Source organism: Flavobacterium sp. WG21 (genome assembly GCF_000335775.1).
GTDB classification, from domain to species: domain Bacteria; phylum Bacteroidota; class Bacteroidia; order Flavobacteriales; family Flavobacteriaceae; genus Flavobacterium; species Flavobacterium tructae.
This window is the reverse complement of sequence record NZ_AMYW01000011.1, coordinates 53,575-65,969: the sequence shown is the minus strand read 5'-3', so window position 1 is coordinate 65,969 and position 12,395 is coordinate 53,575. Positions and strand designations below refer to the sequence as shown.

The window sequence follows — 12,395 nt, the reverse complement described above, 5'->3', positions numbered from 1 at the left end:
TATAACTCAGGTGGCATAAGTCAATCTTTGTGCCAATATAAAAAACCAAAGTAAATTGTCAGTTTTACTATTGGCACGACAATAATCATCTGACAACATGACATTTTTAATACCTGACATACGTGGCACAATAGTTTTTTGCATGTCATTATTAACGGAATTGATCATTCATTAAGTCATAAAACAACAGTATAAAAAGCCCCGTCAAGTCTCTTATTTACAGCAAAACATGCTACATTTGAAAAATAATAGAGTCCCGTTTTAACCAAACAAAATTCAACTCTCTCTTTTTTATTGATTTTTAAGCTTTAAAGATAGCATCTTAAAAGAAGAAATTAATAATAAGCAACATTAACAAATTATAAAAAAACAAACTGATGATCGAAATTGATAAAATCGCATTAATAAAAGTCGAAAATGGTCAAATTCTAAGCACTAAATCAAGAGGAAAAAACAAATATTATATTCCGGGCGGAAAAAGAGAAGCTAACGAAACTGATGAACAAACTTTAATCAGGGAAATCCAGGAAGAACTAAGCGTTGAAATCCTACCGCAATCTATCGAATATGTTGGAACTTTCAAAGCACAATCTGACGGACATGCAGATGGAATTACCGTAAAAATGACCTGCTACAAGGCAGATTACACCGGAACACCCAAGGAAAGCAATGAAATAGCAGAAATTAAATGGTTAAATTATAAAGATCTGGACATCATTTCAGAAGTTGATAAAATTATCTTCACACATCTGAAAGAAAACGGATGGATCAATTAAACAAAAATTAAAGATGGGCGAAGAGAATTTTTTGTTTTGCAGTTTCAGAAAACCATAACAGAACCGACAAAGCATCAAAAAAAGTACAAACAATTGACAAACTGAAACATACACAATTAGCATTAATACTATTCCCATATTTAGTAAATTGCAGTACTAAAATTTCAGCACATCAATAACAATTGTAAAATATGGAAACTAAAAAAGCATATATCGCAGGAGGCTGCTTCTGGGGAATGGAAGAACTGTTCAGAACCCGTCCGGGAATTTTAAATACAGAAGTAGGTTATATTGGCGGACAAAACGAAAACCCAACTTACAGGAATCATCCCGGCCATGCTGAGGGAATAGAACTGACCTATAATCCTGAAGTTACAAACTTTAGAGAGATTCTGGACTATTTTTACCGCATTCACAATCCTACTACGATAGATCGTCAGGGCAATGATATGGGGTCCAGTTATCGTTCTGCCATTTTTTATCAAAACGAAGAGGAAAAGGCCATTGCCAAAGAGGTCATTAATCTTGTAGATACTTCAAAAAAATGGGGAGAAACCGTAGTCACTACTTTAGAGCCTTATAGTCCTTTTTGGGCTGCCGAACCGGAGCATCAGGACTATCTGCAAAAACACCCAAATGGCTACACCTGTCACTTTGAAAGATTTGAAGAGAGTTTCTTACTCTAAGTACAAACCATCTTTTATCTCCAATAAAGAAGATCATAAAAATTTCAAAACTTTATTGGAGATAGTATTGGATCAAATAGACAGGAATTAATATGACAGTAATCAAATGAATACAATAGGTTTTGGAGGAGGCTGTCATTGGTGTACCGAAGCAGTTTTTGATTATTTTGAAGGAGTAACCAATGTACGGCAGGGCTGGATAAAATCTGAAGCACCTGACGATACTTTTTCGGAAGCTGTTCTTGTTGATTTTGATTCCCGTATTATCCCGTTAGAAGTTCTCATTGAAGCACATTTGATTACACATTCCAGCACTTCAAATCACAGTATGAGAGAAAAATACCGATCTGCTATTTACTTTTTCGACATCAATGAAGCTATCCAAATTTCAGAAATACTCCAAAAACTAGATCATAAATTAAACCGAAAACACATTACCAGAATCTTACCTTTTACTGCCTTTAAAAGCAACGAAGAACAATTTCTACACTATTACGAAACCCGAAAAGAAGCTCCGTTCTGCCAGACTACTATTATTCCAAAACTGAAAAAATTACAAGAGGAGTTTGAAAAACATAAAAAAAGCAGTTAAAAATAAAGTAAAATATTCTTCAGTTTTCCAAAAGAGATATAAATATTCGTAATTTCGGTTTTTCATTAAAATTACAATTACAAAATGGCTTCATTTATTAAAGAAATCTCTTTTCGCTGGTCAGATCTTGACCCAAACTTTCACGTTCGTCACAGTGCTTATTACGATTTTGGCGCACAGCATCGTATTGAAATCCTTGAAGAACTGGGTTTAACTTTAAGAGTAATGCAAACGCAGGGTTTTGGACCTGTTTTGTTTAGAGAAGAATGTATTTTCAGAAAAGAACTAAAACTTTCTGACAAAATATTTATTCATACCAAAACCTCAAAAATGAAAGCGGATGCTTCACGCTGGTCGATCATTCATGAATTTAGAAGAGAAGACGACACACTTTGTGCTGTTATTACAGTTGACGGGGCCTGGATGGATACTAAACTTCGTAAATTAGCTTCTCCAACACCGGAAATCGCTATCGAAGCATTAAGCATCTTCCCAAAAAGTGATGATTTTGTTGGACTTTAAAGTAAAATTCAATCTGATATAAATTACAAAAATCCAAAAAGCACATTCTAACAAAAGTCGTTTTTTGGATTTTTTTTTCAAACTTAAAACCTATGATCGACTACTTAAAAGACTTTAGAATAGGGATTTTCATTGCCATTATTGCCATTGTCACAATAATTCTTGGTGCGGTTACGGATAAGGTACTTCGTTATTTTTTGTATCGCAAACAGGCCAATAAAGAATATGATGCTACCGGCTTTAAGTTCCTGAAGCACCTGATCATTACTGTAATTTATATTTTAGGGTTTGCCTTTGCGTTAATTCAGATTCCCGAATTTAAAATAATAGGTCACTCGGTTCTGGCAGGAGCCGGAGTAATCTCAATTGTTGCCGGTCTGGCTTCGCAACAAGCCTTAAGCAATATTGTAAGCGGAATATTTCTTGTTGTTTTTAAACCTTTTCGCATCAACGATAAAATTACCATCAACAATTTTGTGGGTACTGTAGAAGATATCAATCTAAGACAAGTGGTCCTGAAAGATGCCGAAAACAACCGGATTATCATTCCAAATTCAGTAATCAGCGCCCAGATTATTGTCAACACCAACATGCATGATAGCAAATGTTGTAAAATCATCGAAATCGGCATTGGCTACCAGTCTGATATTGAAAAGGCCTTAGAAATCATGCAGGACGAAATTGCCAAACATCCGTTTTTTATCGATACCCGAACTGCCGAAAGCAAAAAACAAAACACACCTCTGGTTGTAGCTCGTGTAGTAGCACTGGCAGACTCAAGCGTAACCTTAAAAGCATGGGCATGGGCAAAAAACTCTACAGATGGCTTTATCCTCTATTGTGATTTGCTCCAAAGCATTAAAAAACGTTTTGATGAAAATAATATTGATATTCCTTATCCACAGCAGGTAATAACACTCAAAAAGTAATTTACTCTCCAGATTATTTCATGCTGCAGTTCAGAACTTTTTTATTGAAACTTCAGCCCAAAATTAACTTTATCAAAAGTAGTACTGCAGGAAACCGCAAAGCGCCCCACGTTAACCGTTCCGAAAATTCCCTCTTCTCCATGGCCGGAATAAAATCCTCCTGCCGAAAAACGAGTATTCTGATACTTCAGTGCAATGTCATTGACCCTGCTGTTTAATTGCCCGAAAACAATGAGATTGGGAATAATTTCATAACTCGCAAAGACTTTTGGAGCCAGTTTTTTATAATAGTCAAACCCTTCATCACTACCATTATGAATGCTGGAGGAATGCAAATTTGCCAGGCTACCCCCAATAAAAGTATTCTCATCAAAATGCCAGGATACACTAAAACCTGTAAAGGTTCCGTCATATCCGCTTCGGGATTCTACATAACCCACAGAGATTGTTGCACGAAACTTATCACACATCTTACCAATATAACCAACGTAGGTTCGGTCTAATTCAGATTTATTAATACCCGCCCCAAAAATAATATCATCCTCACACATGGTAAGCGCATACTGAAAATAAGCAGAATACTGATTTTTATTTCCCGCAACAACACTTCTCCCCTTGTCCAGATCAATATTTGGCGAAATCACAGTCGAATTTATCACAGCAAAATCAAATGTATTCATTTCCTGCGCAAATATGGGGGAAGCAATTAGGAACAAAAGTAGTACTGCTTTCATGATGTCAAATTTTAGGTGCAACATTCTTTTACTAAATTACTGACAAAATGATATGCTGAAAAAGAAACTCTACAAAGTGATAAAATACTCGTTAAAATACAATATATTAAGAAAAATAGGAAAATTATATCCCCTCCTATTTATTATTTATTGCATTTTCAATTCCATTTTAAGATCATAAATTGTATTTTTGAATCAACAACAAAAATTAACCACGTCAGTTATGCTAACTCCCTTTTTACAAGTTTTCGGAAGAGAAAACAGAAGTACCTTACTGCACAACTCAGAGAAAACAAATAAAAAACATCATAATTATTCTTTCTAATTCACATCATTTAAAATTAAAATATATGTTTACAATAGAACAAATCAAAGAAGCACATGCTAAAGTACAAACCGGTGCTGACTTCCCTAATTATATTCAGGACTTAATCATTTTAGGCGTAAAAGGCTATGATACTTTCGTGCATGACGGACATGTGGAATACTACGGAGTAAACAATTATCATGTAACGGCTGACGAAAAATACGACGAGATAAAAGTAGAATCAGTTCCGAACAAAGAACGTTTTATCGAATTTTTAGTGATGCATCAGGATGGTCAGACCGATTACCTTACTTTTTGTCGCCACGCTGCGCAATGTGGAATAGCCAAATGGAGAGTCGATATTATAGAAATGACCTGTACTTATTTTGACAAAGACGAAAATGAAATCCTAATCGAGAAAATTCCAGGTTAACCTTTTAACTCTAAAAATAAAACGATCCAAAGAATCCTATTTAATGAAAAATACAATCGCCGTAGTGGGTCTCACACTATTACTATTTGCCTGCAATTCAAAACAATCAGAAGATAAAATAAACACGTCCAGCATTACTAAAAAAGAAAGTACACATACAAAAACTTCAGAAAATAAGTCTGTTGGTTCTCCAAACTATGAGATCTCAACATACGACAATCCTGAATTTACATCCCGAATAACAGAGCACAAAAGGGACTTAAAGCAATTTTCAGAAAAAAAACTTTTTTTAGTTATTCATGATAAATGGATTCAAAAACTAAACAAAGAACAACAGGTTTTTTTTAGCGAAAATCCTAATTACGAATTACTTTCTATGGCCAAAGGAAATCTATTTCAGGAAGACAGTAATGATTTTGTTTTTATAGTTTACGACAAAAAGAAGGTGAAAATTTCGATTTTACTCTATAACAGCCTAACTTCTGAATATGCTGAATTATACAAAGACATAAAGGTCCAAAATGGCTTCGCTGACACCAATCCTGATGCTGGTTTTTTCAGAACACTTGACTATCAATTTGCAGATGAATTTTTATTTTACAATGAAGACGCTCTTAAAGAACATCCCGATAATTATTTAGAAACCTATGTTGCGGCTAAAATTACCGACCTGTCAAAAGACGAGGATTTCGCATTAGACCATGGATCCTTTGCAAAAAACGTTTCGAGAACCAATCTGTCAAATACCCTTTGTCTTGCTACAAGCTCTGTTTATAGTAATTGGGATTGCTTGCGATATGATAAAACAAACCATACTTTTTTAGTTTTTTATACACAGGCCTTTGCAGACTAAATACGCCGATTTTGTATAAGAATTCTAAAAAATAAACTTTTTTAAGATGGCAACTAAACTTTCACCGATCCTAAGCCCTAAAGAATTAGTACAACGCTCTAATTCACCTGAAATTATTCTCATTGACGCCAGAGCCGGAGTAAACGCAGAAGAAAATTATCGCAGTGAACATCTTAAAGGAGCACGTTATATCGATTTGAACAAGGACCTGGCAACCGTAGCGACCGATCCTTCAAACGGCGGAAGACATCCCTTACCTTCCATAGAGAAATTTTCTGAGGTACTTTCTAAAGCAGGAATTTCACCCGAAAGTCATGTCGTAATTTATGATGATAAAAACGGATCAAACGCAGCAGCTCGCTTTTGGTGGATGCTTCGGGCGATAGGACATGAAAAAGTTCAGGTTTTAAATGGTGGTTTACACGAAGCTGTAAAAGCAGGTTTTCCAGCAAATGCTGAAATCGAAACTTTTAAACCGACTGAAAGATATCCTATTTCAAAATGGACTTTAAAAACTGCTGACATTGAAGAAGTCGAAAAAGCCCGAAATAACAACGAAAACATTGTAATTGATGTAAGAGACAAAAATCGATTTGACGGTCTGACAGAACCTCTAGATTTGATTGCAGGACATATTCCGGGTGCGATTAATGTTCCGTTTAGTGAAAATTTAGACGCAAACGGTTTTTACCATTCTCCTGAAATCTTAAAGGAGAAATATTCCCAAATCATCGGTGATAAAAAAACAGAAGATATTATCGTTCATTGCGGTTCAGGAGTCACCGCCTGTCATACTTTACTGGCTATGGATTATGCTGGAATACCCATCCCTAAACTATATGTAGGTTCCTGGAGCGAATGGTCTCGTAACAATCGTGAAATGGCTACTAAACCAATTGAATAATTACTTTAAGATACAGAAATGCAGCATTGGGACATACTTTTATCAAATCAGGTCAATAAAAAAGCTTTTATAGACACTTTACTTTTAGGGGAAGCCAAAGGAGAATTAGCCCTTTTTAACACTCAAAAAGGTATTTTGTTCTCAGACATCGCTATCGAGAAATTCATTGAAAAAGAATACCAATACGATACTATTGAAGCAGCTCCTGAATCACACAGACAGCTAAGAACTTTTTCTTCGGGCGAACGTAAGAAAGAGTTTCTCAAATATTGCATCAATCAAAATCCTGATTTTATCATTTTTGATAATCCCTTTGATCATTTAGATCTGGCCTCACGTGCTGCTTTAGCAAAATCTCTGGAAAGATTAACCGATAACATTGCAATCATTCAATTGGTCAATCGCGTAGCAGATGTACTTGATTTCGTTCCGAATAAAGCATCGATTAAAGACAATTCTTTTGAACTGCATCCTATTTCAAAAAACGAAAAACATTTTAAAACTTTAAACACAGCAGCAATTCCCAAAGCGATTGAACCGCACTCTTTTCACGAAAGTGTTTTAATCAAAATGGATAAAGTCTCCGTAAGTTACGAGGAAAGAAAAATTGTCGATAACATCTCATGGACGATTAAACAAGGTGAATTCTGGCAACTGGTTGGTCCCAACGGTTCAGGAAAGAGCACCCTCTTGTCTCTAATCACGGGCGATAATCCAAAGGGATTCGGTCAGGATTTGTATCTATTTGGAAGAAAAAAAGGAAGTGGCGAAAGTGTTTGGGACATTAAAAAGCAAATTGGAATTTTCGCAACTTCTATGACTGACCTGTTTCAAAAGGGACATACTCTGGAAGAAATGATTCTTTCCGGTTTTTTTGATTCCATCGGATTGTATATTGACCCCACTACTTTACAAAAACAAACAGTAGCACAATGGCTCGAAGTAATTGAAATGAGCCACTTACGAAAAAAACGCTTCATTGACCTTTCTATAGGACAGCAAAGAGTCGCTTTAATTGTCAGAGCCGTTCTAAAACATCCTCCGTTATTGATTCTCGATGAACCTGTCGAAGGTCTTGACGATGAAAATGTTGACTTGGTCATTCAATTGATCAACACCATCAAACAAGAAACAAATGTTAGCATACTGTACGTTTCACATCGTATAGAAAATGGCCTCGCTCCTACCTCAGTATTTGAACTTTTGCCAACTCCAACCGGATCTATCGGTAAAATCAAATACCATTCAGAGTTAAATTAAAAACAAAAATGAAAATTAAATATCTTACTTTTCTAGCATCCACAATACTACTGATTTCCTGTTCAGGTACTATTTCGACTGCGAAAAAAGAATATCAAATCACAAAAACTGCCGCGTTAAAATCCGATTGGAATTTTAATCCCAATGAATGGAGACTCCAAAACGATACCTTAACCGGAAACGGAGGTCCAATGCATTGGGGCGTGATCGAATCCAAAAAGAAACTTCCAAAAAACTACGAAATCGACTTTAAAGTTAACATCGTCAAAGAATCTTTGTTTGAAGTCATGCTTCATATCCATCGGGAAAATTACATTCGGGCTTATCTGTACACAATTGATAAAAATATCATTATCGGAAGAGGTGTTTATCATAAAAACAATGATGAATATGGCAAACGCGGCGGTCCATCCCTATTTAAGAAACCAATGCAACTGGAAAACAACAAATGGTATACGGTGAAAATCAGAGTTTCAAACAATCAGTTGTACTTTGCTGTCAACAATCAAACGTTCTTAGAGTGTTCCGTCGAAAAAAGCAATCTAAATCAGCAAGGCCAACTAGGTTTCATAACCAACGGACAAGCCAAAATAACCGATTTAACGATTAAAACAATTCCATAAAAAAAGCTCCATTAGGAGCTTTCTTTTTATAATAAATTATCTAATTTTCTAATCGACAAATTATCCAATTAATTTTCTTCATCATCTACATTGTGCGATTTCACATAATTACGCCATTTCTCGATACAATCCTGAAAATCCTGAGGCAGTTCCGTATCAAAACGCATCATTTCACCTGTATTTGGATGTACAAAACCAAGTGTTTTAGCATGCAGCGCCTGACGTGGTAATGCTTTAAAACAGTTTTCGATAAACTGTTTGTATTTGGTAAATGTAGTTCCTTTTAAAATTAAATGACCTCCGTAACGTTCATCATTAAACAACGGATGCCCAATATGCTTCATATGAGCACGAATCTGGTGTGTTCTTCCGGTTTCCAGTTTACAGGAAATCAAAGTCACATAACCAAAACGTTCCAGTACTTTATAATGCGTAATGGCAGGCTTTCCTATTTCAGGATCTGCGAAAACAGCCATTTGCATGCGGTCTTTTAAATGTCTGGCAAGGTTTCCTTCTATCGTTCCGAATTCTTCCGCTACATTCCCCCAAACAAGAGCAATATACTCGCGTTCTGAGGTTTTGGCTTCAAATTGTTTGGCCAAATGTGTCATTGCCGCTTCGGTTTTTGCCACTACCAAAAGTCCGGACGTATCCTTATCAATTCGGTGTACCAAGCCCGGGCGTTCACTACTGTTCATTGGCAAATTATCAAAATGATGTGCCAGCGCATTCACTAGTGTTCCGGTATAATTCCCGTGCCCCGGATGCACCACCATTCCCGGCTCTTTGTTGATTAACAACAAAGCATCGTCTTCATATACAATGTTCAACGGAATATCTTCCGGCAAAACATGGTTTTCAAAAGGAGGATGCGACAACATCACCGTCACCACATCAAACGGTTTTACTTTATAATTTGATTTAACCGGAATATCATTCACAAAAATGTTTCCTTCAGTAGCGGCGTTCTGAATTTTATTTCGTGTCGCATTCTGAATCAAATTCATTAAATATTTGTCAATACGCAAAAGCGCCTGACCTTTAGGGACTTCAAATCTGAAGTGTTCGAACAATTCGTCTTCCAGATCTAAATTTTCAGTATTATTGCTCATCATTAGTTTTTTCAGTAGTTGGCGCAGCTACACTGTCTACAGCCTGCCCTTCATCTTCATAAGTTGCTTTTCCATCTCCTAAAACCAAGTCAATTTTAGAAGCTTTCAACACGCGATCTCCTACTTTTAAGTTTCTTCCTTTATAACGCATCTCCAAAACCATATCTTTCCCTAAGTTTGGAATATAAGTAATAGTTCCTGCTTCAAGCCCTAAAGCTTTTAGCGTTGGAACCGCCTCACGATAAGTTTTCTCAATTAAATCAGGTATTTTAACCGATGAGAATCCTGATGCATTAATTTTAATATATATTTTTCTTCCCACTTTTACTTTTGTTCCTGGCAGAGGATCCTGCTCAACAACACTGTATTTTGGGAATTCACTTCGATAATCAACGCTGTCCAAAAGTACATAATCCAGGTCCAGTTCATCCAGTTTTGACTCTACTTGCTCCTCAGTCAGTTTAGCTAAATTCGGAACAGTAACCTCATTACCATGATCAGTTGTAAAAGTCAACCAATGCATAAACAAATAGCCTAAAACGGCAATTATAGCAGCCGCACTTAATACTTGCACAAAAAATACCCGGCTCGTTAAATACTTACGTAAACTCATAAATTTATTTTTATTAGTCGCAAAGATAAAGCTATTTCGTTTCAAAAAAAATGATAATTTTGTTTTAGACAAGAAAGTCGTTTGATTGCCATTCTTATGGAAAATAAAGCGCTTTGCAATTTTAATTTTTAGAAGCTCTTTCCTGCTGTCCGCTGTATCTTTTGCGTCCGCTATCGCGTACACAAAAGGATGCCGCTCCCATCAGGGCTAGGGTTTTAGGTTCTGCCACTGGTGTCAAACTAAGTAGAGTCGAAGTTCAACAAACAGGGCTTCGACTCCGCTCAGCCCGACAAACAAACGAACAAAACAAACTGTCAGACTGAGCGAAGTCGAAGTTCAGCCCGACAAACAAACGAATAAAACAAACTGTCAGACTGAGCGAAGTCGAAGTTCAGCCCGACAAAAAACAACGATTAAACAAATACACAAATAAACGGTTAAACACATAAACATCACAAAATGAAAAACATAGCCATTATCATGGGCGGGTATTCAAGCGAATATAAAATTTCGTTAATCAGCGGAAACGTGGTACATCAATATCTTGACAAAACAAAATACAACGGATTCCGTATTCATATTTTCAAAGAAAAATGGGTTTATGTAGACGAAAACAACGCCGAATTTACCATTGATAAAAACGATTTTTCAGTAACCGTAAACGATCAAAAAATTACTTTCGACTGTGTTTTCAATGCCATTCACGGAACTCCGGGCGAAGACGGTTTAATGCAGGCTTATTTTGAGTTACTAGGGATTCCACAATCTTCCTGCGACTACTATCAGGCTGCATTAACCTTCAATAAACGTGATTTATTATCGGTTTTAAAACCATACGGAATCAAAACGGCAATTTCGTATTACCTAAATAAAGGCGATGTAATCCATACTGACGAAATCGTTAAGAAAGTAGGTTTACCATGTTTTGTTAAACCAAACAAAGCAGGTTCCAGCTTCGGAATTTCAAAAGTAAAAACAGAGGCCGAACTTCCAATTGCAATCGAAGTAGCATACAAAGAAGACAACGAAATCATCATCGAAAGTTTCCTTGACGGAACCGAAGTTTCAGTAGGAGTAATCAATTATCAGGGAGAAATTAAAGTTTTACCTATTACCGAAATTGTATCTGATAATGACTTCTTCGATTACGAGGCCAAATACGAAGGAAAATCACAGGAAATTACTCCTGCCCGAATTTCTGACGAATTAACTCAAAAAGTAAGCGAAACAGCAAAACGTGCCTACGAAGTCTTAAAAATGAAAGGTTTCTCCAGAAGCGAATTCATTATTGTAGACAACGAACCTTATATGCTCGAAATGAATACCATTCCGGGTTTAACCACCGAAAGTTTGATTCCACAGCAAGCCCACGCAGCAGGAATTTCACTGGAAGATTTATTTACCAATGCGATTGAGTTAGCTTTAAAATAGTCACAAAGAAGCAAAGGTACAAAGGTACAAAGGTTTACTTGCTACTTCAATTAATGAAGTTTTTTTAATCAAAAGACAAAGCCTCTGATCCTTTGCACCTTTGAATCTATGCCCCTCAAAAACAAAAAAAATGCGAAAAGCCCTATTCCCCGGATCATTTGACCCCATTACACTGGGACACGAAGACATCATCAAAAGAGGAATTCCTTTATTTGATGAAATCGTTATTGCCATTGGTGTCAACGCCGAAAAAAAATACATGTTTTCACTCGAAGAAAGAAAACGTTTTATAGAAGAAACTTTTAAAGATGAACCAAAAGTTTCAGTGATCACTTATGAAGGATTAACCATTGATCTGGCCAAAAAACTTAAAGCTAATTTCATCCTGAGAGGCTTACGCAATCCTGCCGATTTTGAATTCGAAAAAGCGATTGCACACACCAACAGGAAATTGTCTAAAATAGAAACCGTATTTCTACTAACAGCTGCAAGTACATCATTTATTAGTTCAAGCATAGTACGTGATGTATTACGTCATGGCGGAGAATATGAAATGCTGGTTCCGGATGCGGTTAGGGTGAAGAAATAAAACAACAATGTATTCAGTCTAAAATATTTCA

The 12,395-nt window shown here is 36.2% G+C and carries 16 protein-coding genes; 12 read left to right on the top strand and 4 right to left on the bottom strand.

Going from position 1 to position 12,395, the window contains the following annotated elements:
- Nucleotides 1-6: 6 nt before the first annotated feature.
- Nucleotides 7-168 carry a hypothetical protein gene (locus C245_RS24265; RefSeq protein WP_017496557.1) on the bottom strand — a complete coding sequence of 54 codons (162 nt, stop codon included), beginning with the start codon at nt 166-168 and terminating at the stop codon, nt 7-9.
- Nucleotides 169-377: 209 nt separating this feature from the next.
- On the opposite strand from C245_RS24265, the gene C245_RS0110505 reads away from it, so the two are divergent.
- The 5 genes from C245_RS0110505 to C245_RS0110485 all read left to right on the top strand — a co-directional run bounded on the left by C245_RS0110505 (nt 378) and on the right by C245_RS0110485 (nt 3,505).
- Nucleotides 378-776 (top strand): NUDIX domain-containing protein, encoded by a 399-nt coding sequence (locus C245_RS0110505; RefSeq protein ID WP_017496556.1) that lies wholly within the window; start codon nt 378-380, stop codon nt 774-776.
- Between the two features lie 191 nt (nt 777-967).
- Entirely contained in the window at nt 968-1,462 is a 495-nt protein-coding gene (gene msrA / locus C245_RS0110500) for a peptide-methionine (S)-S-oxide reductase MsrA (RefSeq protein ID WP_017496555.1), read from the top strand.
- 106 nt (nt 1,463-1,568) lie between these two features.
- Nucleotides 1,569-2,054 carry a peptide-methionine (S)-S-oxide reductase gene (locus C245_RS0110495; RefSeq protein WP_017496554.1) on the top strand — a complete coding sequence of 162 codons (486 nt, stop codon included), beginning with the start codon at nt 1,569-1,571 and terminating at the stop codon, nt 2,052-2,054.
- An 84-nt stretch (nt 2,055-2,138) separates the two neighbouring features.
- A complete protein-coding gene (locus C245_RS0110490) occupies nt 2,139-2,576 on the top strand; it encodes a thioesterase family protein (protein ID WP_017496553.1) in 438 nt (145 codons plus the stop codon).
- A gap of 92 nt (nt 2,577-2,668) precedes the next feature.
- The gene (locus C245_RS0110485; protein WP_017496552.1) at nt 2,669-3,505 is read left to right on the top strand and encodes a mechanosensitive ion channel family protein; all 837 of its coding nucleotides are present in this window, start codon (nt 2,669-2,671) and stop codon (nt 3,503-3,505) included.
- 41 nt (nt 3,506-3,546) lie between these two features.
- Here C245_RS0110485 and C245_RS0110480 read toward each other — a convergent pair whose 3' ends face one another.
- Complete coding sequence (locus C245_RS0110480; RefSeq protein ID WP_157495831.1) at nt 3,547-4,239, bottom strand: hypothetical protein; 693 nt, start codon at nt 4,237-4,239, stop codon at nt 3,547-3,549.
- A gap of 350 nt (nt 4,240-4,589) precedes the next feature.
- Between C245_RS0110480 and C245_RS0110475 the strand changes: the two genes are divergently transcribed.
- Genes C245_RS0110475 through C245_RS0110455 form a run of 5 tightly spaced genes read left to right on the top strand, consistent with a single transcriptional unit; the run spans nt 4,590 to nt 8,619 of the window.
- Nucleotides 4,590-4,979, top strand: coding sequence for a DUF1398 domain-containing protein (locus tag C245_RS0110475; protein WP_017496550.1), 390 nt, complete (start codon nt 4,590-4,592; stop codon nt 4,977-4,979).
- A gap of 43 nt (nt 4,980-5,022) precedes the next feature.
- A complete protein-coding gene (locus tag C245_RS0110470; protein ID WP_017496549.1) occupies nt 5,023-5,832 on the top strand; it encodes a hypothetical protein in 810 nt (269 codons plus the stop codon).
- 46 nt (nt 5,833-5,878) lie between these two features.
- A complete protein-coding gene (locus C245_RS0110465; RefSeq protein WP_017496548.1) occupies nt 5,879-6,736 on the top strand; it encodes a sulfurtransferase in 858 nt (285 codons plus the stop codon).
- Between the two features lie 18 nt (nt 6,737-6,754).
- Nucleotides 6,755-7,996 (top strand): ATP-binding cassette domain-containing protein, encoded by a 1,242-nt coding sequence (locus C245_RS0110460; RefSeq protein WP_017496547.1) that lies wholly within the window; start codon nt 6,755-6,757, stop codon nt 7,994-7,996.
- An 8-nt stretch (nt 7,997-8,004) separates the two neighbouring features.
- The gene (locus C245_RS0110455) at nt 8,005-8,619 is read left to right on the top strand and encodes a hypothetical protein (RefSeq protein ID WP_017496546.1); all 615 of its coding nucleotides are present in this window, start codon (nt 8,005-8,007) and stop codon (nt 8,617-8,619) included.
- A 68-nt stretch (nt 8,620-8,687) separates the two neighbouring features.
- Here C245_RS0110455 and C245_RS0110450 read toward each other — a convergent pair whose 3' ends face one another.
- Together C245_RS0110450 and C245_RS0110445 are read right to left on the bottom strand one after the other, a co-directional pair.
- Nucleotides 8,688-9,731: an RluA family pseudouridine synthase gene (locus C245_RS0110450; RefSeq protein ID WP_017496545.1), complete on the bottom strand. Its 1,044-nt coding sequence runs from the start codon at nt 9,729-9,731 to the stop codon at nt 8,688-8,690.
- Nucleotides 9,721-10,344, bottom strand: coding sequence for a PASTA domain-containing protein (locus C245_RS0110445; RefSeq protein ID WP_017496544.1), 624 nt, complete (start codon nt 10,342-10,344; stop codon nt 9,721-9,723). The genes C245_RS0110450 and C245_RS0110445 overlap by 11 nt, the downstream gene beginning before the upstream one ends.
- A 459-nt stretch (nt 10,345-10,803) precedes the next feature.
- Here C245_RS0110445 and C245_RS0110440 point away from each other — a divergent pair, with 459 nt between their 5' ends.
- Nucleotides 10,804-11,775 (top strand): D-alanine--D-alanine ligase, encoded by a 972-nt coding sequence (locus tag C245_RS0110440; RefSeq protein ID WP_017496543.1) that lies wholly within the window; start codon nt 10,804-10,806, stop codon nt 11,773-11,775.
- A gap of 130 nt (nt 11,776-11,905) precedes the next feature.
- Nucleotides 11,906-12,364 (top strand): pantetheine-phosphate adenylyltransferase, encoded by a 459-nt coding sequence (coaD, locus tag C245_RS0110435; protein WP_017496542.1) that lies wholly within the window; start codon nt 11,906-11,908, stop codon nt 12,362-12,364.
- Nucleotides 12,365-12,395: the final 31 nt, after the last annotated feature.

Excerpts from the sequence above, each read along its gene's own strand:
- C245_RS24265 (WP_017496557.1), bottom strand. The coding sequence starts at position 168 with ATGATCAATTCCGTTAATAATGACATGCAAAAAACTATTGTGCCACGT.
- C245_RS0110505 (WP_017496556.1), top strand. The coding sequence starts at position 378 with ATGATCGAAATTGATAAAATCGCATTAATAAAAGTCGAAAATGGTCAA.
- msrA (WP_017496555.1), top strand. The coding sequence starts at position 968 with ATGGAAACTAAAAAAGCATATATCGCAGGAGGCTGCTTCTGGGGAATG.
- C245_RS0110495 (WP_017496554.1), top strand. The coding sequence starts at position 1,569 with ATGAATACAATAGGTTTTGGAGGAGGCTGTCATTGGTGTACCGAAGCA.
- C245_RS0110490 (WP_017496553.1), top strand. The coding sequence starts at position 2,139 with ATGGCTTCATTTATTAAAGAAATCTCTTTTCGCTGGTCAGATCTTGAC.
- C245_RS0110485 (WP_017496552.1), top strand. The coding sequence starts at position 2,669 with ATGATCGACTACTTAAAAGACTTTAGAATAGGGATTTTCATTGCCATT.
- C245_RS0110480 (WP_157495831.1), bottom strand. The coding sequence starts at position 4,239 with ATGAAAGCAGTACTACTTTTGTTCCTAATTGCTTCCCCCATATTTGCG.
- C245_RS0110475 (WP_017496550.1), top strand. The coding sequence starts at position 4,590 with ATGTTTACAATAGAACAAATCAAAGAAGCACATGCTAAAGTACAAACC.
- C245_RS0110470 (WP_017496549.1), top strand. The coding sequence starts at position 5,023 with ATGAAAAATACAATCGCCGTAGTGGGTCTCACACTATTACTATTTGCC.
- C245_RS0110465 (WP_017496548.1), top strand. The coding sequence starts at position 5,879 with ATGGCAACTAAACTTTCACCGATCCTAAGCCCTAAAGAATTAGTACAA.
- C245_RS0110460 (WP_017496547.1), top strand. The coding sequence starts at position 6,755 with ATGCAGCATTGGGACATACTTTTATCAAATCAGGTCAATAAAAAAGCT.
- C245_RS0110455 (WP_017496546.1), top strand. The coding sequence starts at position 8,005 with ATGAAAATTAAATATCTTACTTTTCTAGCATCCACAATACTACTGATT.
- C245_RS0110450 (WP_017496545.1), bottom strand. The coding sequence starts at position 9,731 with ATGAGCAATAATACTGAAAATTTAGATCTGGAAGACGAATTGTTCGAA.
- C245_RS0110445 (WP_017496544.1), bottom strand. The coding sequence starts at position 10,344 with ATGAGTTTACGTAAGTATTTAACGAGCCGGGTATTTTTTGTGCAAGTA.
- C245_RS0110440 (WP_017496543.1), top strand. The coding sequence starts at position 10,804 with ATGAAAAACATAGCCATTATCATGGGCGGGTATTCAAGCGAATATAAA.
- coaD (WP_017496542.1), top strand. The coding sequence starts at position 11,906 with ATGCGAAAAGCCCTATTCCCCGGATCATTTGACCCCATTACACTGGGA.